A 25199-nucleotide genomic window follows, 5' to 3' on the forward strand; every position below is an offset into this window, starting at 1 on the left:
TATTCATGAAATACAGGAATGGAGCCAGGAGCCATGACGCAACCCTCCTTTTGCCTCTTTGATACCCGCTCACTGGTCGATGCACTGCTCCCCTATCGAGGCGGTCGGCTCGATGTGTTGCTGGCCGAACAGGATATCGACCGTGTCGCCGAGCTGCAGCAAGAGTGCCGGCAGCTGGCGATTTCGCTTTCCGGCGCCATCTTTCCCCGCCTCATCAGCCGACAGGGTTTTCATGACAGGGGCGCCTGGTTGCTGCCCCGTCCGTCATCCCACGATCCCCGGCTGATCTCGTTACCCCAAAATGACGATGCAGACCGGCTTGCCGCCATGCTCTGCGAACAGCTGGCGCCCCGGCTCGCGCAATGGCCGGATCCGGCCCGCCCCCCCACCCTCTTTCTGACCTTCGATGCCATGATCCCCAACATCGCCTCCATCCTCGAGGGGATCTATCTCAGGCTGGCGGACAGGGTCAACTACGCAGGCGTCAATGCGGGCAGCGGCCAGTTCAAGGCCATGCCCTGCCTGTTCGACAGCCAGACCCTGACGAGTCAGGCGGTCATCTGCAGCCTACTGCCCCATCACAGCTATCCCCTGCTGGAGCATGGCTATCAACTCATGGCCCAGCCCATGCTCGCCACCAGTACGGAGGGCAACAAGGTCTCCTTCATCGACTGGGAGCCCGCCTTCAGCCGCTACCAGTCGCTTGTCCGGCAACAATTTCAGCAGGCGCTGACCCAGGCGCAGTTCTATCAGTACGGCGTCCACCTGCCGCTGGGTCTGCTGCGGGCCAATGGCGACGTGGTCGTGAGGATCCCGGTCACAGTCACCGAAGAGGGCGCCCTGCTCTGTGTCGGCGAGGTGCCGGATCACAGCATTCTCACCCTGCTCAAGGCCCCCCATAGCCCGACCGCCCATGCCATCGAACTGGCCGGCAAGCTCCGCCAGCACGGCCCGGTCGACACACTGGAGCTCTATTACTGCGCCGGCCGTCAGCAGCATTTTGGCCAGCAGAGCGAGCTCGAGCTGAGCACGCTGTTTACCCATAGCGGCGCCCGCGAGCTGGTCGGCGCCCTCTCACTCGGCGAGATTGGCAGTTTGCGGGCGGGGGATTATCCCCTCTTCCACAATGGCGCCATTCTCTGCAACGGAGCAACGCCGTCATGAACAACGACCATGCCATGGCCATCGTCTGCGATCTCGCCCTCTGCATTGGACGCGAGGTGACCCTGGATGCCTTGCTGACCAAGGTGCTGCAACGCTTTCTGTTTCACTGCGCCTGCCCGGTTGGTCTCGTGCTGCAGCAGTTGCCGCAGGGGGAGTACAAGATCGTCAAGGCCATCGGGGACGAGCAGTTGATCCAGCAGCACGGGCAACCACTGGCGCTGCCCGCCTGGGTCAGTGACGGCGAGCAGTGCACCCTGCACGGCCCCATCCCCCTGCCCGGCTCCCGCCCCTATCCCTTTGCCTACCGCTTGCGGATCGAAGGGGGCTACCTCATGCTGCTGCTCTCCCCCAGAGCCGAACAAGAGGGTGAACAGCTGTGCCACCTGTTCAGCCCCATCCTCGGCAACCTGGCTCGCGCCATCCAGCTGTGCCGGGACAGCGAGCAGCTGGCCCTGCGTCAGCAGGCGGAGCTGGTGGACATGCAGCGCTTCAACGAATCCCTGCTCAAGGCGATCCCCATCCCCGTGTTCTACAAGGACGTCGAAGGGCGCTTCATCAGTTGCAACCCGACCTTTACCCAGATCACCGGCATCAGCAAGGCAGAGCTGCTGGGGAAACGCGTGGATGAAATTCTGCCGCCCGAGATGGCGGACGAGTACAGCCAGCGGGACATGGAGGTACTGCGCAGCAAACAGCCGCAATATTTCGAGCACAGTCTGCTCGATCGCAGCGGCCACCGTTATCAGGTGCTCAACTTCAAGGATCTCTTCTATGACCATCAGGGCAAGGTGGCCGGCATCATAGGAGCACTGGTCGATATCACCCATATCAAGGAGAGCGAGCAGCATCAGCGCACCTTGCTGTTTCAAACCATAGCGGCACTCTCCTCCGCCATCGCCCACAAGGATCCCGGCACGGCCGGCCATGAAAAGCGCGTACACGACCTGGCGCTGGCCATAGGTCAACACCTGCAACTGCCACAGGAGCAGCTGGATGGGCTCGGTCTCGCGGCCATGGTGCACAACATAGGCCTGCTGCAGATCCCGGCCGAAATTCTCACCCGCCCCCGTGAGCTCAGGCCGGTGGAGTTTGAACTGATCAAGCTGCACCCTCAGGCCGGCAGTGACATCCTGCAGCAGATAGATTTCCCCTGGCCCATCGCCACCATAGTGCAGCAGCATCACGAAAACATGGACGGCAGCGGCTACCCGCAGGGCCTGCAGAGTGATGCCATCTGCCTGGAGGCCAGGATCATCCGGGTAGCGGACTCGCTGGCTGCCATGACGGCGCACCGCCCCTTCCGCCGCGCCATGTCGCTGACCGATGCCTTCGCCCAGCTGGCGCGCTATGCCGGCGTCCACTATGACGAGCAGGTGGTGAACGCCTGTCTCGCCGTGTGGCAGGCGGGCTACCGTTTCACTACCAGCTGATCAGCCGCAGGAGCACAGATGACTTCAAGACCGGAACCCTCATCCTGCCATCAGCTCGACGCCCAGCTGCCGTTGCCCGCTGGCCCTCTCTTCGCTCAGGTGATGGATCAGCTGCCCTATCGCGTCCTGCTCAAGGATACCCGCTCCGTCTTCACCGCCTGCAACCGGCTGCTGGCCGATGATCTCGCCCTGGAGCCGGCCCAGATCATCGGCAAGTGCGATGCTGATTTTTTCCCGGCCGAACTGGCCCAGCGCTATCGGGATGACGATCTCAGGGTCATGACCAACGGCACAACGCACCGGCACGAAGAACCCTACCTCAAGGGCGGCGAGGCCCGCTGGCTCAGCACCACCAAGTTTCCCCTGCGCGATGAGCTGGGCCAGGTGATCGGCGTCGGGGTCTTTTTCGATGACATCACGGAGAAGAAACAGCAGCAGGAGCAGTTGCTGCAATATACCTGGACCCTGGAGGCCATTGGCCGTGCCCACCATGCCATGCTCAGGCAGGGGGATGAGCAGATGCTGCTGCAGGAGATCTGTGACGCCATCACCTTCGATGGCCGCTTTCCCCTCGTCACCGTGTTGCAGGAGGCCACGGAGCCGGATGCGCTGCAGATCCTGGCGCAGGCGGGCAATGCCGTCTGGTTTGCCAACGACCGCTGGCTCACCCGGGATCCTGCCTTGCGTCAGGCCATCCGCGATGACGAACCACGCAACGAAGCACTGGCGAGCGAGATTGTCCATCACTCGGCCACCTTGCGGGCCCGCCTGCTGCTCCCGCTGCCGTGGCATTCCAGCGTGCGGGGCGCCCTGCTCATCCACAGCCCGCAGGCCAGGGCCTTCACCGAGGAGGAGGTGCGACTGTTCAGCCAGCTGGCCGATTACCTGGCCTATGGCCTGCACGCCCGTGGCACTCAACAGGCCTATCTCGCCGCACAACGGGACAAGGTGCTGCATGCCCGTCAGCTGGAGCTGGCGCTGGAGGATGCCCTGGGTGCCATCGCCGCCGTACTGGAACAACGCGACCCCTACACAGCCGGTCACCAGAAGCATGTCGCCACCCTGGCCATGGCCATAGGCCGCGAGCTGGTACTGGGCGACAAACAGCTGCGCGGCCTCTATCTGGGGGCCATGGTGCACGACATCGGCAAGATCCAGGTACCGGTCGACATCCTCACCAAACCGGGCAGGCTGACCCCCCAGGAGTTCAACCTGGTCAAGGAGCACCCGGGCGCCGGTTACCAGGTCCTCAAGGACATCGCCTTCCCCTGGCCCATCGCCCAGATGATCCACCAGCATCATGAGTATCTCGACGGCTCAGGCTATCCAGAGGGTCTCACGGGAGATCAGATCTTGCTGGAGGCGCGCATTCTCACCGTGGCCGACATTGTCGAGTCCATGTCTTCGGATCGTCCCTACCGCGCCGCCCTCGGCATTCCCCAGGCGAGGGCTCACATCATACGGATGCGGGGAGCCCAGCTGGACGAGGCCGTGGTGGATGCCTGCCTGCGCATTCTGGATCGGGGGGATTTCACCCCCCACGAGCTGGGCAACGGCTAGCAGGAGGCAGAGATAAAAAAACCGGCCTGCTGGCCGGTTTTTTATTGTTGCAGGTTGCGCTGCGGGATTAACCCAGTTGCACCCGGGCGTTGCGGAACATCCGCATCCAGGCACCGTCCTCGCCCCAGTTGTCCGGGTGCCAGGAGTTGGCCACGGTGCGGAACACCCGCTCCGGATGCGGCATCATGATGGTGGCGCGACCGTCTGTGGTGGTCACGGCGCTGATACCGTCCGGCGAACCGTTCGGGTTGGCCGGGTACTGCTCGGTGACCTTGCCGCGGTTGTCCACGAAGCGCAGTCCCACCAGACCGCTGGCTTGCAACGCGCTCAGGTGAGCGGCGTCACGCACCTCCACTCGCCCTTCCCCGTGGGAGACGGCAATCGGCATCACTGAACCCGCCATGCCGGCGAAGAAGGCGGACGGCGACTCCTGCACCTCCACCAGGCTGAAGCGCGCCTCGAAGCGCTCGGAGCGGTTGCGCACGAAGCGCGGCCACAGATCGGCTCCCGGGATCAGGGTGCGCAGGTTGGACATCATCTGGCAGCCGTTGCACACGCCCAAGGAGAGGGTATCGCCACGCTCGAAGAAGCGCTGGAACTGCTCGCGGGCATTGTCGTTGAACAGGATGGACTTGGCCCAACCCTCACCGGCCCCCAGCACGTCGCCGTAGGAGAAGCCGCCACAGGCCACCAGGCTCTGGAACTCTTCCAGCTTGATCCGGCCGCTGAGGATGTCACTCATGTGGACGTCGACTGCCGCGAACCCGGCCCGATCAAACGCCGCCGCCATCTCCACATGGGAGTTGACCCCCTGCTCGCGCAGCACCGCCAGACGGGGGGAAACCCCGCGGGCGATATAGGGCGCAGCCACGTCGTCGGACGGGTTGTAGCTCAATTTGGCCTGCAGACCCGGATCCGTGGCGTCCTGACGGGCGGCATGTTCCTGATCGGCGCACGCCGGGTTGTCGCGCAGACGCTGCATCTGCCAGCTGGTCTCGCCCCAGAGGGTGCGAAGCGCAGTGCGGCTGGCGCGATACACTTCCTGGCCCGCGCGCTGCAGAGTGATGAGATCCCCCTCGCGCACAGTGCCCAGCACGTGGGAGCAAGCCGCCAGGCCGTGACCGGCCAGCAGTGTCATCACGGCTTCCTTGTCGTCGCGACGCACCTGGATGACGGCACCCAGCTCCTCGTTGAACAGTGCCGGCAGCAGCTCGCCACCGATGCGATCCAGCTGGATGTCGAGGCCGCAGTGACCGGCAAAGGCCATCTCGGTCAGGGTGACGAAGAGGCCGCCGTCGGATCTGTCGTGATAGGCGATCAGTTTGCGATCGGCCACCAGCGCCTGAATGGCGTTGAAGAAGCCTTTCAGCTGCACCGGATTGTCGAGATCCGGCGCCTTGTCCCCCAGCTGGCGGTAGACCTGGGCCAGGGCGGAGGCGCCGAGACGCTGCTTGCCGTTGCCAAGATCGATGAGGATAAGGTCTGTCTCACCGAGATCGGTACGCAGTTGCGGAGTGACGGTATTGCGCACGTCCTCGACCCGGGCAAAGGCGGTGATGAGCAGGGAGAGCGGCGAGGTGACGCTCTGTTCCTTGCCATCCTGCTGCCAGCGGGTCTTCATGGACATGGAGTCCTTGCCGACCGGGATCGTGATGCCAAGGGCCGGGCAGAGCTCCTCGCCCACCGCCTTGACTGCCTCATAGAGGCCGGCATCCTCACCCGGATGGCCGGCAGCAGACATCCAGTTGGCGGAGAGCTTGACCCGCTTGAGCGATCCGATATGGGTCGGTGCCAGGTTGGTGAGCGCTTCCGCCACCGCCATGCGGGCCGACGCGGCATGGGAGAGCAGCGCCACCGGGGTGCGCTCGCCCATGGACATGGCCTCGCCATGATAGCCGTCGTAGGTGGCGGCGGTGACGGCGCAATCGGCTACCGGGATCTGCCAGGGGCCGACCATCTGGTCACGGTTGACCAGACCGGTCACGCTGCGATCACCTATGGTGATGAGGAAGGATTTCTCCGCCACGGTGGGCAAACGCAGCACCCGCTCGGCCGCCTCGGAAAGAGTGGTGCCATCGAGCTGCAACGGCTTGCCCTGGGCAGGCAGGGTCACCACATCACGGTGCATCTTGGGCGCCTTGCCCAGCAGCACGTCCAGCGGCAAGTCGATGGGCTGGTTGTCAAAGTGGCTGTCAGAGAGGGTGAGGTGCTTCTCTTCGGTGGCGGTGCCTATGACGGCATAGGGCGCGCGCTCACGCTCGCACAGCGCCTTGAACAGCGGCAGCTTGTCCTGCGCCACCGCCAGCACGTAACGCTCCTGGGACTCGTTGCACCAGATCTCCAGCGGGCTCATGCCAGGCTCGTCGCTCTGAATGGCGCGCAGATCGAAACGACCGCCACGCTCACCGTCATTGACCAGCTCCGGCATGGCGTTGGAGAGGCCACCGGCCCCCACGTCATGGATGAAGACGATGGGGTTGTCGTCCCCCAGCTGCCAGCAGCGATCGATCACCTCCTGGCAACGGCGCTCCATCTCGGGGTTGTCGCGCTGGACCGAGGCAAAGTCGAGATCTTCGGCCGACTGACCGGAGGCCATGCTCGATGCAGCGCCGCCGCCCAGACCTATGTTCATGGCCGGGCCACCCAGCACTATGAGGGCCGCCCCGACCGGGATCTCCCCCTTCTGGACGTGTTCGGTGCGGATGTTGCCGATACCGCCCGCCAGCATGATGGGCTTGTGATAGCCGCGCACCTCGACGCCGTTGTGGCTCGGCACCTCCTCTTCGAAGGTGCGGAAGTAGCCGAGAATGGCCGGACGACCGAATTCGTTGTTGAAGGCGGCGCCGCCGAGCGGCCCCTCCTGCATGATGTCAAAGGCGCTGACGATGCGGCTCGGTTTGCCGAAGTCCTGCTCCCAGGGCTGCTCGAAACCGGGGATGCGCAGGTTGGAGACGGTAAAGCCCACCAGACCCGCCTTGGGCTTGGCACCACGGCCGGTTGCGCCCTCGTCGCGGATCTCGCCGCCGGAGCCGGTGGCGGCCCCCGGGAAGGGGGATATAGCTGTCGGGTGGTTGTGGGTCTCCACCTTCATCAGGATGTCGACGCGCTCCTGATGATACTGGTACTCACCGCTGGCCGGACTCGGGAAGAAGCGGCCACCCTGGCTGCCTTCCATCACGGCGGCGTTGTCTTTATAGGCAGACAGGACATGATCCGGCGTCTGCTCGAAGGTGTTCTTGATCATCTTGAACAGCGACTTGGGCTGCAGCTCGCCGTCTATGGTCCAGTCGGCGTTGAAGATCTTGTGACGACAGTGCTCGGAGTTTGCCTGGGCAAACATGTAGAGCTCGATGTCGTTGGGGTTGCGACCAAGCTTGGTGAAGTTCTCCACCAGATAGTCGATTTCGTCATCGGCCAGCGCCAGACCGAGCGCCACGTTGGCGTCGGCCAGCGCGACGCGACCACCGGCCAGCACATCCACCTGGGTGAAGGGGCGCGGCGCCTGATGGGCAAACAGGGCGGCTGCCTCGTTCATCTCGCCAAACACCACTTCCATCATGCGGTCATGGAGCACGGCGGCAACGTCAGCGCACTGGGCCTGGGTCAAGCCGCCCTTGGCCTGCACGTAATAGGCGATGCCGCGCTCCAGCCGCTTGACCTGGGTCAGGCCGCAGTTGTGGGCTATGTCGGTTGCTTTGGAAGACCAGGGGGAGATAGTGCCGGGGCGGGGGGTAACGAGAAACAGCTGACCGCTGGGGGTGTGTTCGGGGATGGTCGGGCCGTAGCGCAGAAGCTGGCCCAATGTCGCTCGCTCGGGCGGTGACAGCGGGCTCGAGAGCTCGGCGAAGTGCACATATTCGGCATAGACATCCTCTATCTCTACTCCGCTCTCTACTCCACTCTCCTTTCTCATCTGTGCGAAGCGTTGCAGCAGTTTTTGGACACGAAAATCAGACAGTGCTGGGGCACCACGCAAGATATCCATATGACCTTTCTCACCAAGTGTTAAAGTGGGGGGGAATTGAGACGCGCGTATTATAGGGATCAGGCCGACGCCGGACAAACGTTTTTCTTGATTTGCCAAGTGTGACTCGGTGCACACTCTCTGGTATAAAGGTCCCTCTTTTTTGACAAATGCCGATTTTTTCAACAAGGGTACTCACCTACTTGCGCTGCATTTTTCGACTGTTTATCGGGCTGACGTTGCTGCTGACCCTGGTCGGCTGTGACTTCTACACCCCCTCCAGCCAGCTGGAACAGATCCGCCAACGGGGCGAGATCCGGGTTGGCACCATCTATGGCCCCACCTCCTATTACCAGCGTGACGAGACCGCCCAGGGCTTCGATTACGAGCTGGCGAAAAGCTATGCCGACTGGTTGGGCGTCAAGCTCACCATAGTCCCCGTCTACTCCACCGCCGAACTGGTCGAGCTGCTCAAGAAGGGCAAGCTGGATCTCGCCGCCGCCGCCATCGTGGTCACCCCGGAGCGACGTGCCCTGTTTCGCTTCGGCCCCGGCTTTTATCAGGTCTCCCCCAAGCTGGTCTATCGCAACGGCTCCCCCAAGCCCAAGGGGATTGGTGATCTCAAGGGCTCCATAGTGGTGCCTGCCGGCTCCACCGGGGAAGATCTGCTCAAGGAGCTCGGCAAGCAGCACCCCAACCTGAAATGGAGCACCAACCGGGACGCGGATGTGGAAGAGCTGCTCAAGCAGGTGGCCGACGGCAAGATTGATTACACAGTGGTGCAGGATACTGTGCTGGCCCGTACCCAGCGCTACTACCCCGAGCTCACCGAGGGGCTGACCCTCTCCAAGAACCAGACGGTGGCCTGGGCCATGACCAAGCTGCCCGATGACAGCCTCTACGCCAGCATCATCGACTTCTTCGGCCAGCGCTTCATGGATGGCGCCATCGCCAAGCTGGACGAGAAGTACTTCGGCCACGTGCAGAACTTCGACTTCGTCGACACCCGCACCTTCCTGCAACGGGCCAAGAGTCTGCTGCCCAAGTATCAGGATCTGTTCAAGACCCACGCCAGCGTGGTGGATTGGCGCCTGCTGGCCGCCATCAGCTATCAGGAATCCCACTGGGATCCGGAGGCGCGCTCCTACACGGGCGTGCGCGGCATGATGATGCTGACCGAACCCACCGCCAAGGCGATGGGGGTCAACAACCGGCTGCACCCGGAGGAGAGCATCAAGGGCGGTGCCCGTTATCTGCAACAGATGATGGAGAAGGTACCCGCCTCCGTGCCCGATGACGAGAAGGTGTGGTTTGCCCTCACCGCCTACAACATCGGCTACGGCCACATGATGGATGCCCGCCGCCTGACCAAGGAGCTCGGCAAGAATCCCGACGCCTGGAGCGACGTGAAAGAGGTGCTGCCCCTGCTGCAGCAGGCACGCTGGCACCGCAAGGCGCGCTACGGCTATGCCAGGGGCGGCGAGGCGCGCAACTACGTCAACAACGTGCGCCAGTATTACCAGAGCCTGCTCTGGCTCGACAACGAGCAGCAGAAGGCCCACCGCCGCGAGGAGCTGGATGACGACGACAGCAGCGAGCCGCCCAGTGCCGAACATCCCACCGTCATCGCCGAAGTGGTCAAGCAGATCACCCTGCGTTGAACCCTTGTTGACAAGTTTGTTTTACCGGTAGGTTCTCTGTTACCATCCGGATGTGCCGGGGCCTGTCCGAAACTGTTTTTATCGCCTGATTTCAGCAGCTTGTCAGCTGGATGACAGCATTTTCAGATGGGCTCCATTCATCGAGGCCGGGATGGCCATTCAATGGGAGGAGACCAAGATGCGAGCTCGTAAAAGAACTACTCTGGTCAGAAAAGCAAAGTGCGCCTGGAGCCCCAGACGCAAACTCAAGCTCAATGACACCAAACGCAAGATATGGCGCAGAAACCGCTCCTACACCTTGCTGATAGCAGAACACACAGCATAAACCCGGCATTTGCCGGGTTTTTTATTGCCTCACGCCAGCCCTGCCGGGCTCGCCTCGAAGTGCACCGCGCGCTTCGACACCAGGCTGTTGCAGTGGTTGCAGAAGTAATCCACGGCACCGCAGGCCTTGAGCCGCTCCAGATCCTGCTGGCAGGTCGGACACAGGGCGCGGATGCGATAACGGGCCTGGCACTGGCTACAGCAGACTTCGGGACTGCGGCTGTCCAGCTCGGCGCCGCAGGCCGGGCATATCAGGGTGCTCATACTCGACTCCTCTCAAAGTGGATCTGCTGTGGGTCGCCCCACAGCAGATCCCCCTCGCCTCTCCCCAAGAAAAAACGGCTGCCGGTGAGGGCAGCCGCTGGGCCTTACTTCTTGGTTTTGGCCTTGAGCAGGCGCTTGCGTTGACGCTCCTGGCTCAGGGTCATGGTGTTCTTCCGGCCCTCGAACGGGTTGGCCGACTCCTGGAACTCGACCCGGATCGGGGAGCCCATGATCTTGAGCGACTTGCGGAAGTAGTTGATGAGATACCGCTTGTACGAATCCGGCAGATCGTTCAACTGGTTGCCGTGGATCACGATGCGCGGCGGGTTGTAACCACCGGCGTGGGCATACTTCAGCTTGACGCGGCGACCGTTCACCATGGGCGGCTGGTGATCTTCCTGCGCCATCTGCATGATGCGGGTCAGCATGGCGGTGCTGGTACGGCGGGTGGCGGACTGGTACGCCTCCTGAATGGATTCGAACAGGTGGCCGACGCCGCTGCCGTGCAGGGCGGAGATGAAGTGGACACGGGCGAAATCGATGAAGCCCAGACGTCTGTCCAGCTCGTTCTTGACGTCCTCTTTCACCTTCTGATCCAGGCCGTCCCACTTGTTCACCACCAGCACCACTGAGCGGCCTGAGTGGAGCACGAAGCCGAGGATGCTCAAGTCCTGATCCGTGATGGTCTCCTGGGCATCGATCACCAGCAGGCAGACGTTGGCATCCTCGATGGCCTTGAGGGTCTTGATGACGGAGAACTTTTCCACCGTCTCATGCACCTTGCCACGACGACGCACACCGGCGGTGTCGATGATGACGTACTTCTGCTCGTCACGCTCCATCGGCACATAGACGGAGTCGCGGGTGGTGCCCGGCATGTCATAGACGATGACCCGGTCTTCACCCAGCATGCGGTTGGTCAGGGTCGATTTGCCAACGTTGGGGCGACCGACGATGGCGAACTTGATGGGCAAGTCGGCGAACGGGGTCTCCTTGGTATCTTCCCGGGTATCGAGATCACCGGCGGCTACCATGCGCAGCAGGGCTTCTTCGTCGAAGTCCTCCTCTTCTTCATCCTGCGCATCTTCTTCGGCAGCGGCTTCGACCAGGGTTTCCAGATGGGGTGCCAGCGCCAGTTCAAGCAGGCTCAGCACGCCACGGCCGTGGGCGGCAGCGATCTGGTAGACCTCCCCCAGCGCCAGACCGTAGAACTCGGACACGGCGGAGTCACCGTCGATGCCATCTGTCTTGTTGGCCACCAGAAACACCGTCTTGTGGGTCTTGCGCAGGTGCTCGGCGATGGCCTGATCCGCGGCGGTCAGACCGGCACGGGCATCCACCATGAACAGCACCACATCGGCTTCTTCGATGGCCAGCAGGGACTGCTCGGCCATCTTCAGCTCGATCCCCTCTTCGGTGCCATCGATACCACCGGTATCCACCACGATAAATTCCAGCTCGCCCAACTTCGCCTGACCGTATTTACGGTCCCGGGTCAAACCGGGGAAGTCGGCCACCAGGGCATCCCGGGTACGGGTCAAGCGGTTAAACAGGGTGGATTTCCCCACGTTGGGGCGGCCCACCAGGGCTACTACAGGAGTCATAAAAGCCTCATTCTCAAGACGACAAAGGCTCCGGGTCCGAAGACCAGGAGCCGGATATTCACATTATCGGACGATCAGGGACGCTTGATAGCGTACAACTTGCCGCCACGGCTCTGCACATACAGGGTGTCACCGTCCACCAGAGGGGCGGCGTAGAGACCACTGCTGTCGAGCTGCTGCATGGCCTTGATGGACCCGTCGGTACGATCCAGCCAATACAGGTAACCTTCCACATCGCCGACCACCACATAGTCACCCAGGATGACGGGGGCAGTCACGGTGCGGTTTTCCAGCTGGGTATTGGACCACAGCTCAAGCCCGTTGCGTCTGTCAACGGCAAACAGATGGCTGCGGCTGTCGGTCAGCACTATGGCATTGCCGGTCACCGCCATGTCGCGGTAGCCGGAATACTTGCGCTTCCACACCTCGTCACCCGTCATCAGCTTGCGTGCCATCAGCTGACCATTGTAGGCGATGGCATAGAGCTCATCACCGGCGATCAGCGGCGTCGCATCCACGTCCACCATGCGATCCAGCTCGGTCGCACCGCGCGGATCGGCTACCTTGGACTGACGCACCGGCTGGCCGTTGCTCAGCAGGGCAATGCCGACCTTGCCATCGGCACGGCCATAGAGCACGGCGCCGTTGGTAATGATGGGGGCACCGGCACTGCGCAGGGTCAGCGGCGGCTGCTCTTCCGCCAGGGTCCACTGCAACTTGCCTTCATCGGTATCGAGCGCCACCAGGCGACCCGAAGTGGTCAGCACCACCACACGACCGTCTTCGACGGCGGGGCTTGCCACCACTTCACCCGGCACCGTGGTCTGCCACAGCACTTCCCCGTTCTCTTCGTTCAGGGCGTAGACAACCCCGTTCTCGGAGCCGAGGAACAACTTGCCGTAGCGAGAGACCAGACCGCCGGAGAGACGGGCGCTGCGCTTGTCGGCGTTGATGGGCAGATCAGCCAGATCCACGCTCCACAGCTCCTTGCCGCTGGCACGATCGAAGGCGGTCACATCGCCATCGCGGGCCGCGGCATAGATGCGCTCCTCTTCCACCGCCGGCTTGAGCTGGGAATAGAAGTCGCCTATGCCATCCCCGACGGAAGAGGACCAGGCCGTGTCGGCGGTGAAGGCAGACTCAACCACGGGCAAAGGTGCCATGGGGTTGAGATCTTCTTCCGAGCTGAACAGGGAGCACCCCTGCAGGGCGAAGGAGACTGCCGCCCCCAACGCCACCATCTTGAACAGATTACGCATCCGGAGCTCCACCCGTGGTCACGGCTGGCAACGCCAGATCGTCCATCTTCAGCTTGAGCTCGGCGCTGCCCTGCAGGCCGCCGGCATCGGCCGCCGCCTGATAGGCATCGCGCGCCTCTTCGGCCTTGCCCTGTTTGAGCAGGATGTCGCCACGCACTTCCGCCACCTGGGCCTTGAAGGCGTCATTGCTGATCTTGCCAAGCTGGGCCAGGGCCTCGTCGGCCTTGCCCTGATCGTTGAGCACGCGAGCCAGACGCAGGGCGGCGATGGGACGAATGCTCTCATCACCATTGTTTGCCACCTGGGTCAGCTGCTCGGCAGCCAAGTCCAGCTTGTTTGCCTTGACGGCAGCGGCAGCCAGTTGCAGGGCGGCCAGCTCGGCATAAGAGTCACCCTGATGGGCACTGATAAAGCCTTGCACCTGTTCGAAGGCGGCGGCATCACCCTTGGCCAGCTGGGCCGAGATCTCGTTGTAAGCCTGGGAAGCGGCTTCCTGATTGGTCTGCTGACGCTCGTTGTAATAACGCCAGCCAAAGAGTCCAACCAGACCGATAACAGTTCCTGCGAGCACCGAGGTTCCGTTCTCTTTCCACCAGCTCTTGATGACCTCAACCTGTTGTTCTTCGGTGGTATAAACTTCCACTGCTTACTCTCCTTTGGCTGCCAGCAGGGCAATGGCGGCGTCGACCTTGACGGTCTGTTGCTCGGCCTGGCCACGCAGATATTTGATGGTGATCTCCCCGTTTTGCACCTCGGTTTCACCGAGGATCAGGGCAATGGCCGCGCCGCACTTGTCGGCACGCTTGAGTTGTTTCTTGAAGTTGCCGCCACCGCAGTGGCTCATCAGGCGCAGGTCAGGCAGGGCATCGCGCAGACGCTCGGCCAACTGGAAGCCCGCTTGCTCAGTCCCCTCGCCCACCATGCACAGATAGGCATCCACCGCAGGACGAATGTCGGCATTGAGCTCGAGGGTCTCCAGCATCAGCACCAGACGTTCCATGCCCATGGCAAAGCCCACCGCCGGGGTCGCTTGACCGCCAAGCTGCTCCACCAGGCCGTCGTAACGGCCACCGGCACAGACGGTGCCCTGGGCACCCAGACTGTTGGTGACCCACTCGAACACGGTGAGGTTGTAATAGTCAAGGCCGCGCACCAGACGCTCGTTCACCTCGAACTGGATACCGGCGGAGGTGAGCAGGCGCTTGAGCCCCTCGAAGTGAGCCAGGCTCTCTTCGCCCAGGTGATCGAACAGACGCGGGGCATCCACCAGAATGGCCTGAACCTTGGCATCCTTGGAGTCGAGCACCCGCAGCGGGTTGCTGTACATGCGGCGCTGGCTCTCTTCGTCCAGCTGATCCTTGTACTGCTCAAGGTAGGCCACCAGCGCATCGCGATAGGCGGCGCGCTCGGCACTCTGACCGAGCGTGTTGAGCTGCAGGGTGACATGATCGCTGATGCCGAACAGACGCCACAGACGGTGAGTCAGCATGATGAGTTCGGCGTCAATATCCGGCCCGTTGATGCCAAACAGCTCGACCCCAAACTGGTGGAACTGGCGGTAACGGCCCTTCTGGGGACGCTCGTGGCGGAACATGGGGCCCATGTACCACATCCGGCGTTCCTGGTTGTAGAGCAGGCCGTGCTCGATACCGGCGCGGACACAGCTGGCGGTCCCTTCCGGACGCAGGCTCAGGCTGTCGCCGTTGCGGTCTTCGAAGCTGTACATCTCTTTTTCGACCACGTCGGTCACTTCACCGATGGCACGCTTGAACAGATGAGTCTGCTCGACGATCGGCATGCGCACTTCGCTGTAGCCATAGCTGGCGACCACTTGGCGCAGTATCTGTTCTACTTTCTGCCATACCGGGCTCTGCTCCGGCAGGCAATCGTTCATACCGCGAATAGCTTGGATCTGTTTTGCCACGTTGATACTCGAGAAAAAGACGTGAAATTTGGCCGCATTATAGGGATTTTCGACCCCGAGGTAAAATCAGGGCGTTCCAATGCGGGATTTAAAATCAGCAACCTAAAGACGGGGCCACCCTAGGTGGCCCCGCACTGGCTCAACCCTCGTCCACCTGGATCTGGTTGGCCGGATCCAGCATGGCCGCCCGGGCGCGAATGCGGCGCTCCAGGATCGGGATGAGATCCTTGTTGTCCAGCCGGTCGACCCGCTGACCACCCTCGTAGAAGGCGCTCTTGTTGGCGGCCCCCGCCAGCCCCAGATCGGAGACCAGCGCCTCGCCCGGCCCGTTCACCACACAGCCGATGATGGAGACATCCATGGGAGTGATGATGTCTTCCAGCCGCGCTTCCAGGGCGTTGACGGTACCGATCACGTCGAACTCCTGACGGGAGCAGGAGGGGCAGGCGATGAAATTGATGCCGCGGGAACGGATGCGCAGGGATTTGAGGATATCAAAGCCTACCTTGATCTCTTCCACCGGATCGGCCGCCAGCGAGATGCGGATGGTATCGCCTATGCCATCGGCCAGCAGCATGCCGAGCCCGACAGCGGATTTCACCGCGCCGGCGCGAAAACCGCCCGCTTCCGTGATGCCAAGGTGCAGCGGCTGCTCGATCTGCTTGGCCAGCAGGCGATAGGCCCCGATGGCCAGGAAGACGTCAGACGCCTTGACGCTCACCTTGAAGTTGTCGAAGTTGAGGCGATCCAGGTAATCCACGTGGCGCATGGCCGACTCGAGCAGCGCCTCCGGGGTCGGCTCACCGTACTTCTCCTGAATGTCTTTCTCAAGAGAGCCGCCGTTGACGCCGATGCGGATCGGGATGTTGTAGTGGCGCGCGCAGTCGACCACGGCACGCACCCGCTCTTCGTTGCCTATGTTGCCCGGGTTGATGCGCAGGCAATCGGCGCCGTACTCGGCCACTTTCAGGGCGATGCGGTAGTCGAAGTGGATGTCGGCAACGATGGGGATACGGGTCTGCTGCTTGATGAGCTTGAAGGCTTCCGCCGCTTCCATGGTGGGTACCGAGACCCGGACTATGTCGGCGCCAACCCGCTCGATCCGCCGGATCTGCTCGACGGTGGCGGCCACGTCCGTGGTCTTGGTGTTGGTCATGGTCTGGACCGTGATGGGGGCGTCGCCCCCAACCGGTACGTTACCGACCATGATCTGCCTGGATTTACGACGAATGATGGGAGATTCGTGAGCGGACATGGCGGACAGATTACTCCTGCGGCAGTGAGAGGCGAGCAGTCCGGCCGTTGTTGTAACGGCTCATGTCGATGGACTTGCCCTGATATTCGATATTGACCGCCATGGGCGCGCCAATGATGAACTTGAGCGGCTCGGGTCCTTCCAATACCAGTTGATCATTTGCCTTCTTCAGGCCGCTGAACAGTGTCTTGCCCTTGGCGTCCTTGACGTCCAGCCAGCAATCGGCGGTGAAACTCATCTTGAGCTGAGGTGCCTTGGCGGGATCCGCGGCCGTATCGTCAGCGACCGGCAGCGTCGCCACACTCGCAGAGGTCACAGTCGCCACGGCGGCACTGCTGGCCTCAACCTGCGGCGCCGTGGCAGCAGCGCCGCTCACGGTCGGCTCTGCGGTCGTTGCCATCGCATCGGAGGCAACAGGCATGAGCACAGGGTCGACCACATCCGCCGCTGACGACAGGGTTGCCCCCTGCGGGTTGGCGGTCGCACTCATTTCAGTGGCCGCCAGAGCTTCGTCACCGGCGGAGCGGCGCGCAGTGCTCTGCCACCACCAGGCGACGGAGAGCGCGATCAGCACCAGGATCACCAGCCAGGTCACCACCTTGAGTCGACTGTCGTTGGCCTGCTGGCGCGAGCGACGGGAGAAGCTCTGCATGTCGATGTTGTCGGGGGGCGTCAGCCCCAGCTTGTCGTAGGCGGCCAGTATGGTCTCATCCGGGATGCCGACCAGCTTGGCGTAGGTACGCAGGTAGCCCCGGATAAAGGTATGGGAAGTGTGCTTGTCATACGTATCTGATTCGATCGCAGCAATCAGGGTCAGACGAAGGTGAATGCGGGACGCAACCTGTTCTCGTGTCCAGCCAAGCTGTTCACGGGCGTTGCGCAGCAGCTGGCCTGGGCCTGCTGCCTGAGAGTCGTCTTGAAAATCGTGTGGCTGTTCAGTAGTCATTGGCTAAGTAACGCTTGGCTTGTTGCGAAGAGGGATATTGCCTTACCAGCTCAGTCCCGAATTGGTGAAGGAGTGCCGGTTTGTCCATGGCCTGAGCCAGCCGCAATCTCAACCAGAGACTGCTCTCGTTCTCGTCTGACGCATCGGCAAAACGAGCGAGATAGGCCTGCACATCAGGCAGCTTGCCATCTTTCATGGAAAGCTCAGCCATGTCCAGCAATAACCTTGGATTGCGGGGATTATACCCCAAGGCCAAGCGATAGTACTCGCTTGCTTTATCATTTCTGCGATTTTGCGCGGCGCAAAGTGCCGCATTTTCATAGGTATCGGCAATCTTGATGTAATTGGGTTGGCTGATTGCCTGCAGGAATGCCTTCTCCGCCTCGTCGAAGCGACCACGGTTGCACAGGAAGGCACCATAGTTGTTCATTGCGTCAGCATTGGACGGATCCATGGCGAGGGCTTTCTTGTAGCTCTCCTCGGCCGCCTTGTAATCCTCTACTTGCTGGTAGAAGTAAGCGAAGCCGATGTAGACCTGAGGGTTGTCGGGGTCGTACTGGAGGGCGCGATCAAGGTTGAACTTGGCCTGCTCGGCGTTGCCCTGTCGCAAATATTGAATGCCTAAGTCCAGACGGGTCTGGGCAGCCGCCTTAAGGTCGGGACCCACCTCACGCTGGGTCGAATTCTGGCCCGCGTAAGTGGTCTCGGTAACACAGCCTGGCAGCGCGCAGAGCGCTGCCACTACGATCAATGTACGTGTATCCATTCCCTGACTATACAATGGCTTAGCAATTTAAACCATTTTGACGGAAATCCCATCCTGTTGCATCCGATTTTTCATGGTGCGTTTGGTGCGATCTATCACCTCTCCCACCAGCTGACCGCAGGCGGCGTCTATGTCGTCACCACGGGTCTTGCGGACTATGACGGTGAAGCCATATTCCATCAGCACCTTGGAGAAACGGTCGATGCGACTGTTGCTCGGCTTGCCATAGGGGTTGCCCGGGAAGGGGTTGAACGGGATCAGGTTGATCTTGCTCGGGGTATCTTTGAGCACCTTGGCCAGCTCGTGGGCATGCTGCATGTCGTCATTGATATGATCGAGCAGCACATACTCCACCGTCACGCGACCACCGTTAGCATTGGACTTGGCCAGATAACGGCGCACACCGGCGAGGAAGTCCTCGATGTTGTACTTGTCGTTGATCGGCATGATCTCGGAACGCAGCTTGTCGTTCGGCGCATGCAGGGAGATGGCCAGGGCCACATCAATTTGATCGCCGAGGATATCCAGCGCCGGCACCACACCCGAGGTGGAGATGGTCACCCGGCGCTTGGAGATGCCGTAGCCGAAGTCATCCATCATCAGACGCATGGCCGGCACCACGTTGGCGAGGTTGAGCAGCGGCTCGCCCATACCCATCATCACCACGTTGGTGATGGGGCGCTTGCCACCGACTATCTTGGCGGCGCGCCATACCTGGCCGATGATCTCGGACACTTTCAGGTTGCGGTTAAAACCCTGCTGGGCCGTGGAGCAGAACTTGCACGCCAGCGCACAGCCGACCTGAGAGGAGACGCACAGGGTGGCCCTGTCCTCTTCCGGAATGTAGACGGTTTCCACTTCCTGATCGCCGACCTGCAGCGCCCACTTGATGGTGCCGTCCGCGGAACGCTGTTCACGGCTCACTTGTGGCGCGCGGATCTCGGCGATCGCCTTCAGGCGCTCGCGCAGTACCTTGTTGACGTTGTTCATCTGATCGAAATCATCACAACCGAAGTGATAGATCCACTTCATGATCTGATCTGCCCGGAATGGCTTCTCGCCCAGTTCGACGAAGAAGGCACGCATGGCATCCCGATCAAGATCCAGCAGGTTGGTTTTTATTTCGCTCATCAAAGGCCTCAGTCCACAAACTACACAAATTATTGGCTGACGATGTCAGGGGGCGGCATTGTACAAATAATGGGTCCGGCTTTCCAGCTGGAGAATAAGAGGATATTGACCAAAAGGCCAAAAAACAAAAGGGAGCCGAGGCTCCCTTGATCATCTCAGGGCAAGATCAGCCGCGCGGGCAGATTTCGTCGTCGGAGAAGAAGTAGGCAATTTCACGGGCGGCAGAGGCCGGGGCGTCGGAGCCGTGCACCGCATTGCGGTCGATGCTCTCGGCGTAGCAGGCACGCAGGGTACCGGCCAGGGCCTCTTTCGGGTTGGTCGCCCCCATGATTTCACGGTGACGGCGGATGGCCTCTTCCCCTTCCAGCACCTGTACCATCACAGGGCCAGAGGTCATGAAGCTGACCAGCGCATCATAGAAAGGCTTGCCCTGGTGTTCTGCGTAGAAACCGGCGGCTTGCTCGCTGCTCAGGTGCAGCATCTTGGCGGCGATGACCTTCAGGCCAGCGCTCTCGAAGCGGTTGTAGATGGCACCGATCAGGTTTTTGCTGACAGCATCCGGTTTCACGATAGAGAAGGTACGTTCGATGGCCATTGAGATCTTTCCTTAACTACAGAGTTTTATTGTTAGAATCCATGTTCGGCGGCGATTATACGTAAACAAAAACCGAAATAACACACAAAAAAGCAACTTTTTATTAAACAAACACGTCCTTAAAACAACATCACCACTCATCTTGGCCCAGGGCAGCAGGAAAAAATGTGCGCTTGTGCACGATAGCAATGTTAAGCCTCTGAAACCCTGCCTATTGCTCACTCATCCAGCACGGTTGAAAAGGGCACCCTCAGGTGCCCTTCCTTGACGATTGTCTCTCTGCTCAGCGCGCTTCCGCCAGCAGGGTATGCGCTATGGTGCGCATGCCCAGGGTATTGGCCCCCGGCGCCCACAGGCTGTCGCCGTTGTCGCTGAAACAGGCGGCCAGATCGATATGCAACCAGCCCTGCCCCTCGCTCGCGACAAAACGGGAGAGGAAGCCCGCCGCATTGGAAGCACCACCCGGACCGCCGCCCTTGACCGGACGACTGTTGGCCGTGTCGGCATAGTGGGACGGACACTGCTGGCGATGCCAGGGCTCCAGCGGCAACGGCCAGGCCGGCTCCTGCTCCGCATCGGCGTAGACCATGGCCCGGCTCAGCAGCCCCTTGTCCAGGCCAAACAGGGCGTTGTAACGTCCCCCCAGCGCCATCACGGCGGCGCCGGTCAGGGTGGCGGCATCTATGATGAGCGGCGCCCCGCTGTCGCTCGCCAGTTGCAGCCCATCGGCCAGCACCAGGCGCCCTTCGGCGTCGGTGTTGACGATCTCCACCGTGGTGCCGTTCTTGTAGGTGAGGATGTCACCCAGCTTGTAGGCGTGACCCGAGACCAGGTTCTCGGCGCAGCAGAGGATGAGCTTCACCCGCTTGTCGAGTCCGCGCAAGATGGCCAGCGCCAGCGCGCCCGTGACAATGGCCGCTCCGCCCATGTCGCACTTCATGGTGAGCATGCCTTCCGAGCTCTTCATGGAGTAGCCACCCGAGTCGAAGGTGATGCCCTTGCCCACCAGAGCGGCTGCCACCGGCGCCTTGGGATCCCGCCCCGGGTTGAAGTCCAGCTCCAGCAGCACGGGTTCGCGCTCGCTGCCACGGCCCACCTGATAGAGGCCGACCCAGCCAGCCTGTTGCAAGGCTTCACCTTTCAAAATGCGGTGGCTCACCTTGTCCGGCGCCAGCTCTGTGATGAAGGCCGCCGCCTCCACCGCCAGCTCCAGCGGCCCCAGCTGCTCCGGGGTAGCATTGGTCATCTCGCGCACCCAGCGCCCGCACAGCCAGCGTGCCTCCAGCTCTTCCCTGTCCTCTTCCGACGAGGTGGCCCACTGCAATTCGACCTCGGCCTTGGGCGTTTGCAGCCCCTGGGCGAAGGCCCACTGCTGTTCGCGCTCCCAATGACCGGCCAGCGCCACCTTCTGGATCCCCTGGCTGCACAGACGACGCGCCGCCTGCTGGATATCGAGCAGTGGCGTGGCGGTGACCAGATGGATCACCATGCCATCGGCGCGGTGAGAGAGCAGCGCTCCCTCCCCCCACTCGGCTGGCGCAAACTCACGGCTTAACCAGACGTTCATGCTGTCTCCTCCTGCAGCCTGCGGGCTACCGATAATGCGCAGGCCGTGGCTCTTTGCGCCGGTTGTCCCAAACCATCACCCAATTCTTGATTCAGCCAGACACTCATTGTGTCACCTCCTGCAGCCAGCGAGCGATAGTGCGCAGGCCATGGCCCTTGGCACCGGTCGCCCACAGATCGTTGCCGGATTTTTGATAGGAAGCCGCCAGATCCAGGTGCACCCAGCCCCGCCCCTCGTCACGCACGAAGCGGGACAGAAACGCGGCCGCCGTGGTGGCACCGGCCGTGCCCTCGGCGGAGGCCACGTTACCCAGCTCGGCAAAGGCGGAGGTGAGCTGGCTGGCATGCCAGGGTTCCAGCGGCAGGGCCCAGGCCTTCTCCTGTTCGGCTTTGGCGGCCGCCAGGGCGCGTTGCTGCTCGGTCTCATCGAGGGCAAACACGGCGTTGTAGTCGCGGCCCAGCGCCGTCTTGGCGGCGCCGGTCAGGGTGGCGGCATCGAGAATATAGGCGGCGCCACTGTCGGATGCGGCCATCAGGCCGTCGGCCAGCACCAGACGCCCTTCGGCATCGGTGTTCTGGATCTCGACCGAGATACCGTTCTTGTAGGTGAGGATATCACCCAGCTTGAAGGCATGGCCGGAGACCAGGTTCTCGGCGCAGCAGAGGATCAGCTTGACCCTTTGCTTGAGACCGCGACTGATGGCCAGCGCCAGGGCACCGGTCACCATGGCGGCGCCGCCCATATCGGACTTCATCGGCAGCATGTTGTCAGAGGACTTCATGGAGTAGCCACCGGAGTCGAAGGTGATGCCCTTGCCCACCAGGGCCGCCACCACGGGGGCGTTGCGATCCCCGGTCGGGTTGTAGTCCAGCTCCAGCAGCACGGGTTCGCGCTCGCTGCCACGGCCCACCGACCAGATCCCGATATGGCCGGCTTCACGCAGCGCCTCACCAGCCGTGATACGGGCAGTCACCTGATCCCCGGCCAGACCGCGAATGAGCAGCAGGGCGGATTCCGCCAGGCTCATGGGATAAATGTCTTCCGGGCAACCGTTGGTCACCTCGCGCACCCAGCGGCTCGCCTTGATCAGCGCATCCAGCTCGCGTGCATCAGCAACACTCTGCTCACCGAGGTCAAGCTCACGCACGCCCTTGGCGGCATAGAAGCCCTGGGCGAACGCATAGCGGCGCTCCAGATCCCAGGCGTCACCAGCCAGCTTGACCCGCTTGATGCCGGTCGACTCGAGTCGACGGCCAGCACGCTGGATGGCACGCAGTGCATCCGGCTCCTGGCGGGCAAGGTCCAGATGGATCAGCACCTGGTCATCGTTGAAACTGAGCAGGGCGCCTTCGCCCCAATGGGCGGCGGCGGCCTGGGTGGACAACAGAACCTTCATCATGTCAGCCATCTTCGCTTGCTTCCTTTTTATTGGCACTTTCATTCATGAACAGGGAAATAACGAGCACAAAAAAGGCCGTTCCCCTCGAGGGTCACGGCCTTCACCATATCATTACTGCACCATGGGATGCTGCACGCTCAATTCACTCATGTGTAATTAAGGCGTCATCAATGGCGTTCTGAGGCGAGGTTGATGGTGTACTTGGGCAGTTCCACCACCAGATCCTCGTCCGCCAGACGGGCCTGGCAACTGAGGCGGGATTCCGGCTCCAGTCCCCATGCCTTGTCCAGCATGTCATCTTCCAGCTCATCGCTCGGCTCGAGGGAGTCGAACCCCTCCCGCACCACGCAGTGACAGGTAGTACAGGCGCAGGACTTCTCGCAGGCGTGCTCGATCTCGATGCCGTTGCGCAGCGCCACGTCCAGAATGGTCTCGCCACTCTTGCCTTCGAGGGCGGCACCGTCCGGACAGAGCTCGGGATGGGGCAGAATAATCAGTTTTGGCATATTACACCTTGTTGACGTTTTGTCCGGTCAGCACCTTGCGGATGGAGGCATCCATCCGGCGGGCTGCAAATTCGCCACTGGCGGCGTCCGCCGCCTCGATGGCATCTTTGATTTGATTGGTTGTCCCTGTGGCGCGCATGGCCAGCAGATGGGTGATAGCACCGTCGATGGCGGCGCGCTCGGCGGCGCTCAGCAGCGCATCGCCGTCGGCGGCCAGCGCGGCGTTGAGGCTTTCGACCACACGATCGGCCTCCACCTGCTGCTCTGCCAGCATGCGGGCATCCATGTCTTGCTGGGCATTGGCGATGGAGGCGCTCAGCATGGTGAGTATGTCCTCCTCCCCCAGCCCGTAGGAGGGCTTGACCTGGATCTCGGCCTGCACGCCGGAGGATTTCTCCATGGCGCTGACCGACAGCAGACCATCCGCATCCACCTGGAAGGTGACGCGAATGTGGGCGGCGCCCGCCGCCATCGGCGGAATGCCGGTCAGGGTGAACCGGGCCAGGGAGCGGCAATCGGCCACCAGCTCGCGTTCGCCCTGCACCACGTGGATCGCCATCGCGGTCTGGCCATCCTTGAAGGTGGTGAACTCCTGGGCGCGGGCCACCGGTATGGTGGTGTTGCGCGGGATCACCTTCTCGGCCAGGCCACCCATGGTCTCGAGCCCCAGGGAGAGCGGGATCACGTCCAGCAGCAGCATCTCGGCATCGGGCTTGTTGCCCACCAGGATGTCGGCCTGGATGGCGGCGCCGATGGCCACCACCTTGTCCGGGTCGATACTGGTCAGCGGCGGACGCTGGAAGAAATCGCCCACCAGCTCGCGCACCAGCGGAACTCGGGTGGAACCACCGACCATCACCACTTCCAGCACTTCCACCTGCTCCAGCCCCGCATCGCGCAGGGCGCGGCGGCAAGCCAGCAGGGTGCGCTTGACCAGCGGCATGATGAGCTCATCAAACTGGCTGCGGCTCACCTCTCCCTGCCAGCCGGCAAAGGCACAGGGCACCCGATCGGCATCGGTCAGGCCGTGTTTGACGGCGGCGGCCACGTCCAGCAGCTCGCGCTGGGTACGGGCGTCGAGCTGGCCTTCAAGGCCGGCTTGCGCCTTGATCCAGTCCGCCAGCAGGTGATCGAAATCATCGCCGCCGAGGGCGGAGTCGCCGCCGGTGGCCATCACCTCGAACACGCCGCGGTGCAGCCGCAGGATGGAGATGTCGAAGGTACCGCCGCCGAGGTCATAGACAGCTATCACCCCTTCCTGACCGGAGTCGAGGCCGTAGGCGATGGCGGCCGCGGTCGGCTCGTTGAGCAGGCGCAGCACGTGCAGACCGGCCAGACGGGCCGCGTCCTTGGTGCCCTGACGCTGGGCGTCATCGAAATAGGCGGGCACGGTAATGACAACGCCATCCAGCTCGCCACCCAGTGCGGCGGCGCCCCGCTCGGCCAGTTTCTTCAAGATTTCGGCTGAGACCTGCACCGGGTTGACCAGCCCCTGACGGGTCTGCAACTGGGGCATGCCGTTATCGGCGGCCACGAACTCATAAGGCTGCTGGCGGGTATCAATATCGGCCAGTGCCTTGCCCATCATTCGCTTGGCGGAGACGATGGTGTTGTGCGGATCGAGGGCCGCCTCGCGCTTGGCGTCGAAGCCGACCCGGATCGCATCAGCCTGACCATTGTCGAACTGATAGTGCACCACGGATGGCAGCAGATCGCGCCCCTGCTCGTCGCAGAGAGTATCGGCGTGGCCGCTGCGAACCGCAGCAACGAGAGAGTTGGTGGTGCCAAGATCGATGCCAACGGCACGTTTATGCTGATGAGGTGCGGCGCTCTGGCCGGGCTCGGCGATTTGCAGTAATGCCATGGGTAATCAAAATTCC

The 25199-nt window shown here is 62.1% G+C and carries 19 protein-coding genes; 4 read left to right on the top strand and 15 right to left on the bottom strand.

The window, feature by feature from the left end:
- Positions 1-33 precede the first annotated feature (33 nt).
- The 3 genes from AACQ95_RS07055 to AACQ95_RS07065 are packed head-to-tail and all read left to right on the top strand — an operon-like array spanning position 34 to position 4154.
- Positions 34-1164, top strand: a complete 1131-nt coding sequence (locus tag AACQ95_RS07055) for an FIST signal transduction protein (protein ID WP_241278169.1) — start codon at positions 34-36, stop codon at positions 1162-1164.
- Positions 1161-2594, top strand: a complete 1434-nt coding sequence (locus tag AACQ95_RS07060; protein WP_241278170.1) for an HD domain-containing phosphohydrolase — start codon at positions 1161-1163, stop codon at positions 2592-2594. Before AACQ95_RS07055 ends, AACQ95_RS07060 begins: the two co-directional genes overlap by 4 nt.
- A gap of 18 nt (positions 2595-2612) precedes the next feature.
- A complete protein-coding gene (locus AACQ95_RS07065) occupies positions 2613-4154 on the top strand; it encodes an HD domain-containing phosphohydrolase (protein ID WP_241278171.1) in 1542 nt (513 codons plus the stop codon).
- A 67-nt stretch (positions 4155-4221) separates the two neighbouring features.
- On the opposite strand, the gene purL is transcribed toward AACQ95_RS07065, so the two are convergent.
- Positions 4222-8139 (bottom strand): phosphoribosylformylglycinamidine synthase, encoded by a 3918-nt coding sequence (gene purL / locus AACQ95_RS07070; protein WP_241278172.1) that lies wholly within the window; start codon positions 8137-8139, stop codon positions 4222-4224.
- A gap of 149 nt (positions 8140-8288) precedes the next feature.
- On the opposite strand from purL, the gene mltF reads away from it, so the two are divergent.
- On the top strand, positions 8289-9779 hold the full coding sequence (gene mltF / locus AACQ95_RS07075) for a membrane-bound lytic murein transglycosylase MltF (protein ID WP_241278173.1): 1491 nt from the start codon (positions 8289-8291) through the stop codon (positions 9777-9779).
- Between the two features lie 354 nt (positions 9780-10133).
- Here mltF and AACQ95_RS07080 read toward each other — a convergent pair whose 3' ends face one another.
- From AACQ95_RS07080 to hscA, 14 genes are all read right to left on the bottom strand, one after another.
- Entirely contained in the window at positions 10134-10367 is a 234-nt protein-coding gene (locus tag AACQ95_RS07080; RefSeq protein ID WP_241278174.1) for a zinc ribbon domain-containing protein, read from the bottom strand.
- A 104-nt stretch (positions 10368-10471) separates the two neighbouring features.
- Positions 10472-11971 carry a ribosome biogenesis GTPase Der gene (gene der, locus AACQ95_RS07085; protein ID WP_042865880.1) on the bottom strand — a complete coding sequence of 500 codons (1500 nt, stop codon included), beginning with the start codon at positions 11969-11971 and terminating at the stop codon, positions 10472-10474.
- Between the two features lie 74 nt (positions 11972-12045).
- The gene (bamB, locus tag AACQ95_RS07090; protein WP_043136735.1) at positions 12046-13230 is read right to left on the bottom strand and encodes an outer membrane protein assembly factor BamB; all 1185 of its coding nucleotides are present in this window, start codon (positions 13228-13230) and stop codon (positions 12046-12048) included.
- Positions 13223-13873, bottom strand: a complete 651-nt coding sequence (locus AACQ95_RS07095) for a YfgM family protein (protein WP_042865878.1) — start codon at positions 13871-13873, stop codon at positions 13223-13225. The genes bamB and AACQ95_RS07095 overlap by 8 nt, the downstream gene beginning before the upstream one ends.
- Positions 13874-13876: 3 nt before the next feature.
- A complete protein-coding gene (gene hisS / locus AACQ95_RS07100; protein WP_241278175.1) occupies positions 13877-15154 on the bottom strand; it encodes a histidine--tRNA ligase in 1278 nt (425 codons plus the stop codon).
- Between the two features lie 139 nt (positions 15155-15293).
- Complete coding sequence (gene ispG, locus AACQ95_RS07105; RefSeq protein ID WP_043136741.1) at positions 15294-16409, bottom strand: flavodoxin-dependent (E)-4-hydroxy-3-methylbut-2-enyl-diphosphate synthase; 1116 nt, start codon at positions 16407-16409, stop codon at positions 15294-15296.
- 10 nt (positions 16410-16419) lie between these two features.
- Positions 16420-17355, bottom strand: a complete 936-nt coding sequence (locus AACQ95_RS07110; RefSeq protein WP_241278176.1) for a RodZ domain-containing protein — start codon at positions 17353-17355, stop codon at positions 16420-16422.
- Positions 17345-18136 carry a PilW family type IVa pilus biogenesis/stability lipoprotein TapF gene (tapF, locus tag AACQ95_RS07115; protein WP_098984355.1) on the bottom strand — a complete coding sequence of 264 codons (792 nt, stop codon included), beginning with the start codon at positions 18134-18136 and terminating at the stop codon, positions 17345-17347. Before tapF ends, AACQ95_RS07110 begins: the two co-directional genes overlap by 11 nt.
- Before the next feature lie 12 nt (positions 18137-18148).
- Complete coding sequence (locus tag AACQ95_RS07120; protein ID WP_098984356.1) at positions 18149-19252, bottom strand: bifunctional tRNA (adenosine(37)-C2)-methyltransferase TrmG/ribosomal RNA large subunit methyltransferase RlmN; 1104 nt, start codon at positions 19250-19252, stop codon at positions 18149-18151.
- A gap of 166 nt (positions 19253-19418) precedes the next feature.
- On the bottom strand, positions 19419-19847 hold the full coding sequence (gene ndk / locus AACQ95_RS07125; protein WP_043136750.1) for a nucleoside-diphosphate kinase: 429 nt from the start codon (positions 19845-19847) through the stop codon (positions 19419-19421).
- 283 nt (positions 19848-20130) lie between these two features.
- A complete protein-coding gene (pepB, locus tag AACQ95_RS07130; protein WP_043136753.1) occupies positions 20131-21414 on the bottom strand; it encodes an aminopeptidase PepB in 1284 nt (427 codons plus the stop codon).
- A 103-nt stretch (positions 21415-21517) separates the two neighbouring features.
- Positions 21518-22822, bottom strand: coding sequence for an aminopeptidase PepB (gene pepB / locus AACQ95_RS07135; protein WP_103472925.1), 1305 nt, complete (start codon positions 22820-22822; stop codon positions 21518-21520).
- A 158-nt stretch (positions 22823-22980) separates the two neighbouring features.
- The gene (gene fdx / locus AACQ95_RS07140) at positions 22981-23319 is read right to left on the bottom strand and encodes an ISC system 2Fe-2S type ferredoxin (protein ID WP_005310414.1); all 339 of its coding nucleotides are present in this window, start codon (positions 23317-23319) and stop codon (positions 22981-22983) included.
- A gap of 1 nt (position 23320) precedes the next feature.
- Positions 23321-25183: a Fe-S protein assembly chaperone HscA gene (hscA, locus tag AACQ95_RS07145; RefSeq protein WP_241278177.1), complete on the bottom strand. Its 1863-nt coding sequence runs from the start codon at positions 25181-25183 to the stop codon at positions 23321-23323.
- Positions 25184-25199: the final 16 nt, after the last annotated feature.

It is taken from the genome of Aeromonas sp. MR19, from assembly GCF_963899305.1.
GTDB lineage: Bacteria > Pseudomonadota > Gammaproteobacteria > Enterobacterales > Aeromonadaceae > Aeromonas > Aeromonas bestiarum.

Coding starts and splice junctions, on each gene's coding strand:
- pepB (WP_043136753.1), bottom strand. CDS start 21,414: ATGAACGTCTGGTTAAGCCGTGAGTTTGCGCCAGCCGAGTGGGGGGAG.
- AACQ95_RS07065 (WP_241278171.1), top strand. CDS start 2,613: ATGACTTCAAGACCGGAACCCTCATCCTGCCATCAGCTCGACGCCCAG.
- der (WP_042865880.1), bottom strand. CDS start 11,971: ATGACTCCTGTAGTAGCCCTGGTGGGCCGCCCCAACGTGGGGAAATCC.
- bamB (WP_043136735.1), bottom strand. CDS start 13,230: ATGCGTAATCTGTTCAAGATGGTGGCGTTGGGGGCGGCAGTCTCCTTC.
- AACQ95_RS07080 (WP_241278174.1), bottom strand. CDS start 10,367: ATGAGCACCCTGATATGCCCGGCCTGCGGCGCCGAGCTGGACAGCCGC.
- AACQ95_RS07060 (WP_241278170.1), top strand. CDS start 1,161: ATGAACAACGACCATGCCATGGCCATCGTCTGCGATCTCGCCCTCTGC.
- purL (WP_241278172.1), bottom strand. CDS start 8,139: ATGGATATCTTGCGTGGTGCCCCAGCACTGTCTGATTTTCGTGTCCAA.
- AACQ95_RS07055 (WP_241278169.1), top strand. CDS start 34: ATGACGCAACCCTCCTTTTGCCTCTTTGATACCCGCTCACTGGTCGAT.
- hscA (WP_241278177.1), bottom strand. CDS start 25,183: ATGGCATTACTGCAAATCGCCGAGCCCGGCCAGAGCGCCGCACCTCAT.
- AACQ95_RS07110 (WP_241278176.1), bottom strand. CDS start 17,355: ATGACTACTGAACAGCCACACGATTTTCAAGACGACTCTCAGGCAGCA.
- AACQ95_RS07120 (WP_098984356.1), bottom strand. CDS start 19,252: ATGAGCGAAATAAAAACCAACCTGCTGGATCTTGATCGGGATGCCATG.
- mltF (WP_241278173.1), top strand. CDS start 8,289: ATGCCGATTTTTTCAACAAGGGTACTCACCTACTTGCGCTGCATTTTT.
- ndk (WP_043136750.1), bottom strand. CDS start 19,847: ATGGCCATCGAACGTACCTTCTCTATCGTGAAACCGGATGCTGTCAGC.
- fdx (WP_005310414.1), bottom strand. CDS start 23,319: ATGCCAAAACTGATTATTCTGCCCCATCCCGAGCTCTGTCCGGACGGT.
- pepB (WP_103472925.1), bottom strand. CDS start 22,822: ATGGCTGACATGATGAAGGTTCTGTTGTCCACCCAGGCCGCCGCCGCC.
- ispG (WP_043136741.1), bottom strand. CDS start 16,409: ATGTCCGCTCACGAATCTCCCATCATTCGTCGTAAATCCAGGCAGATC.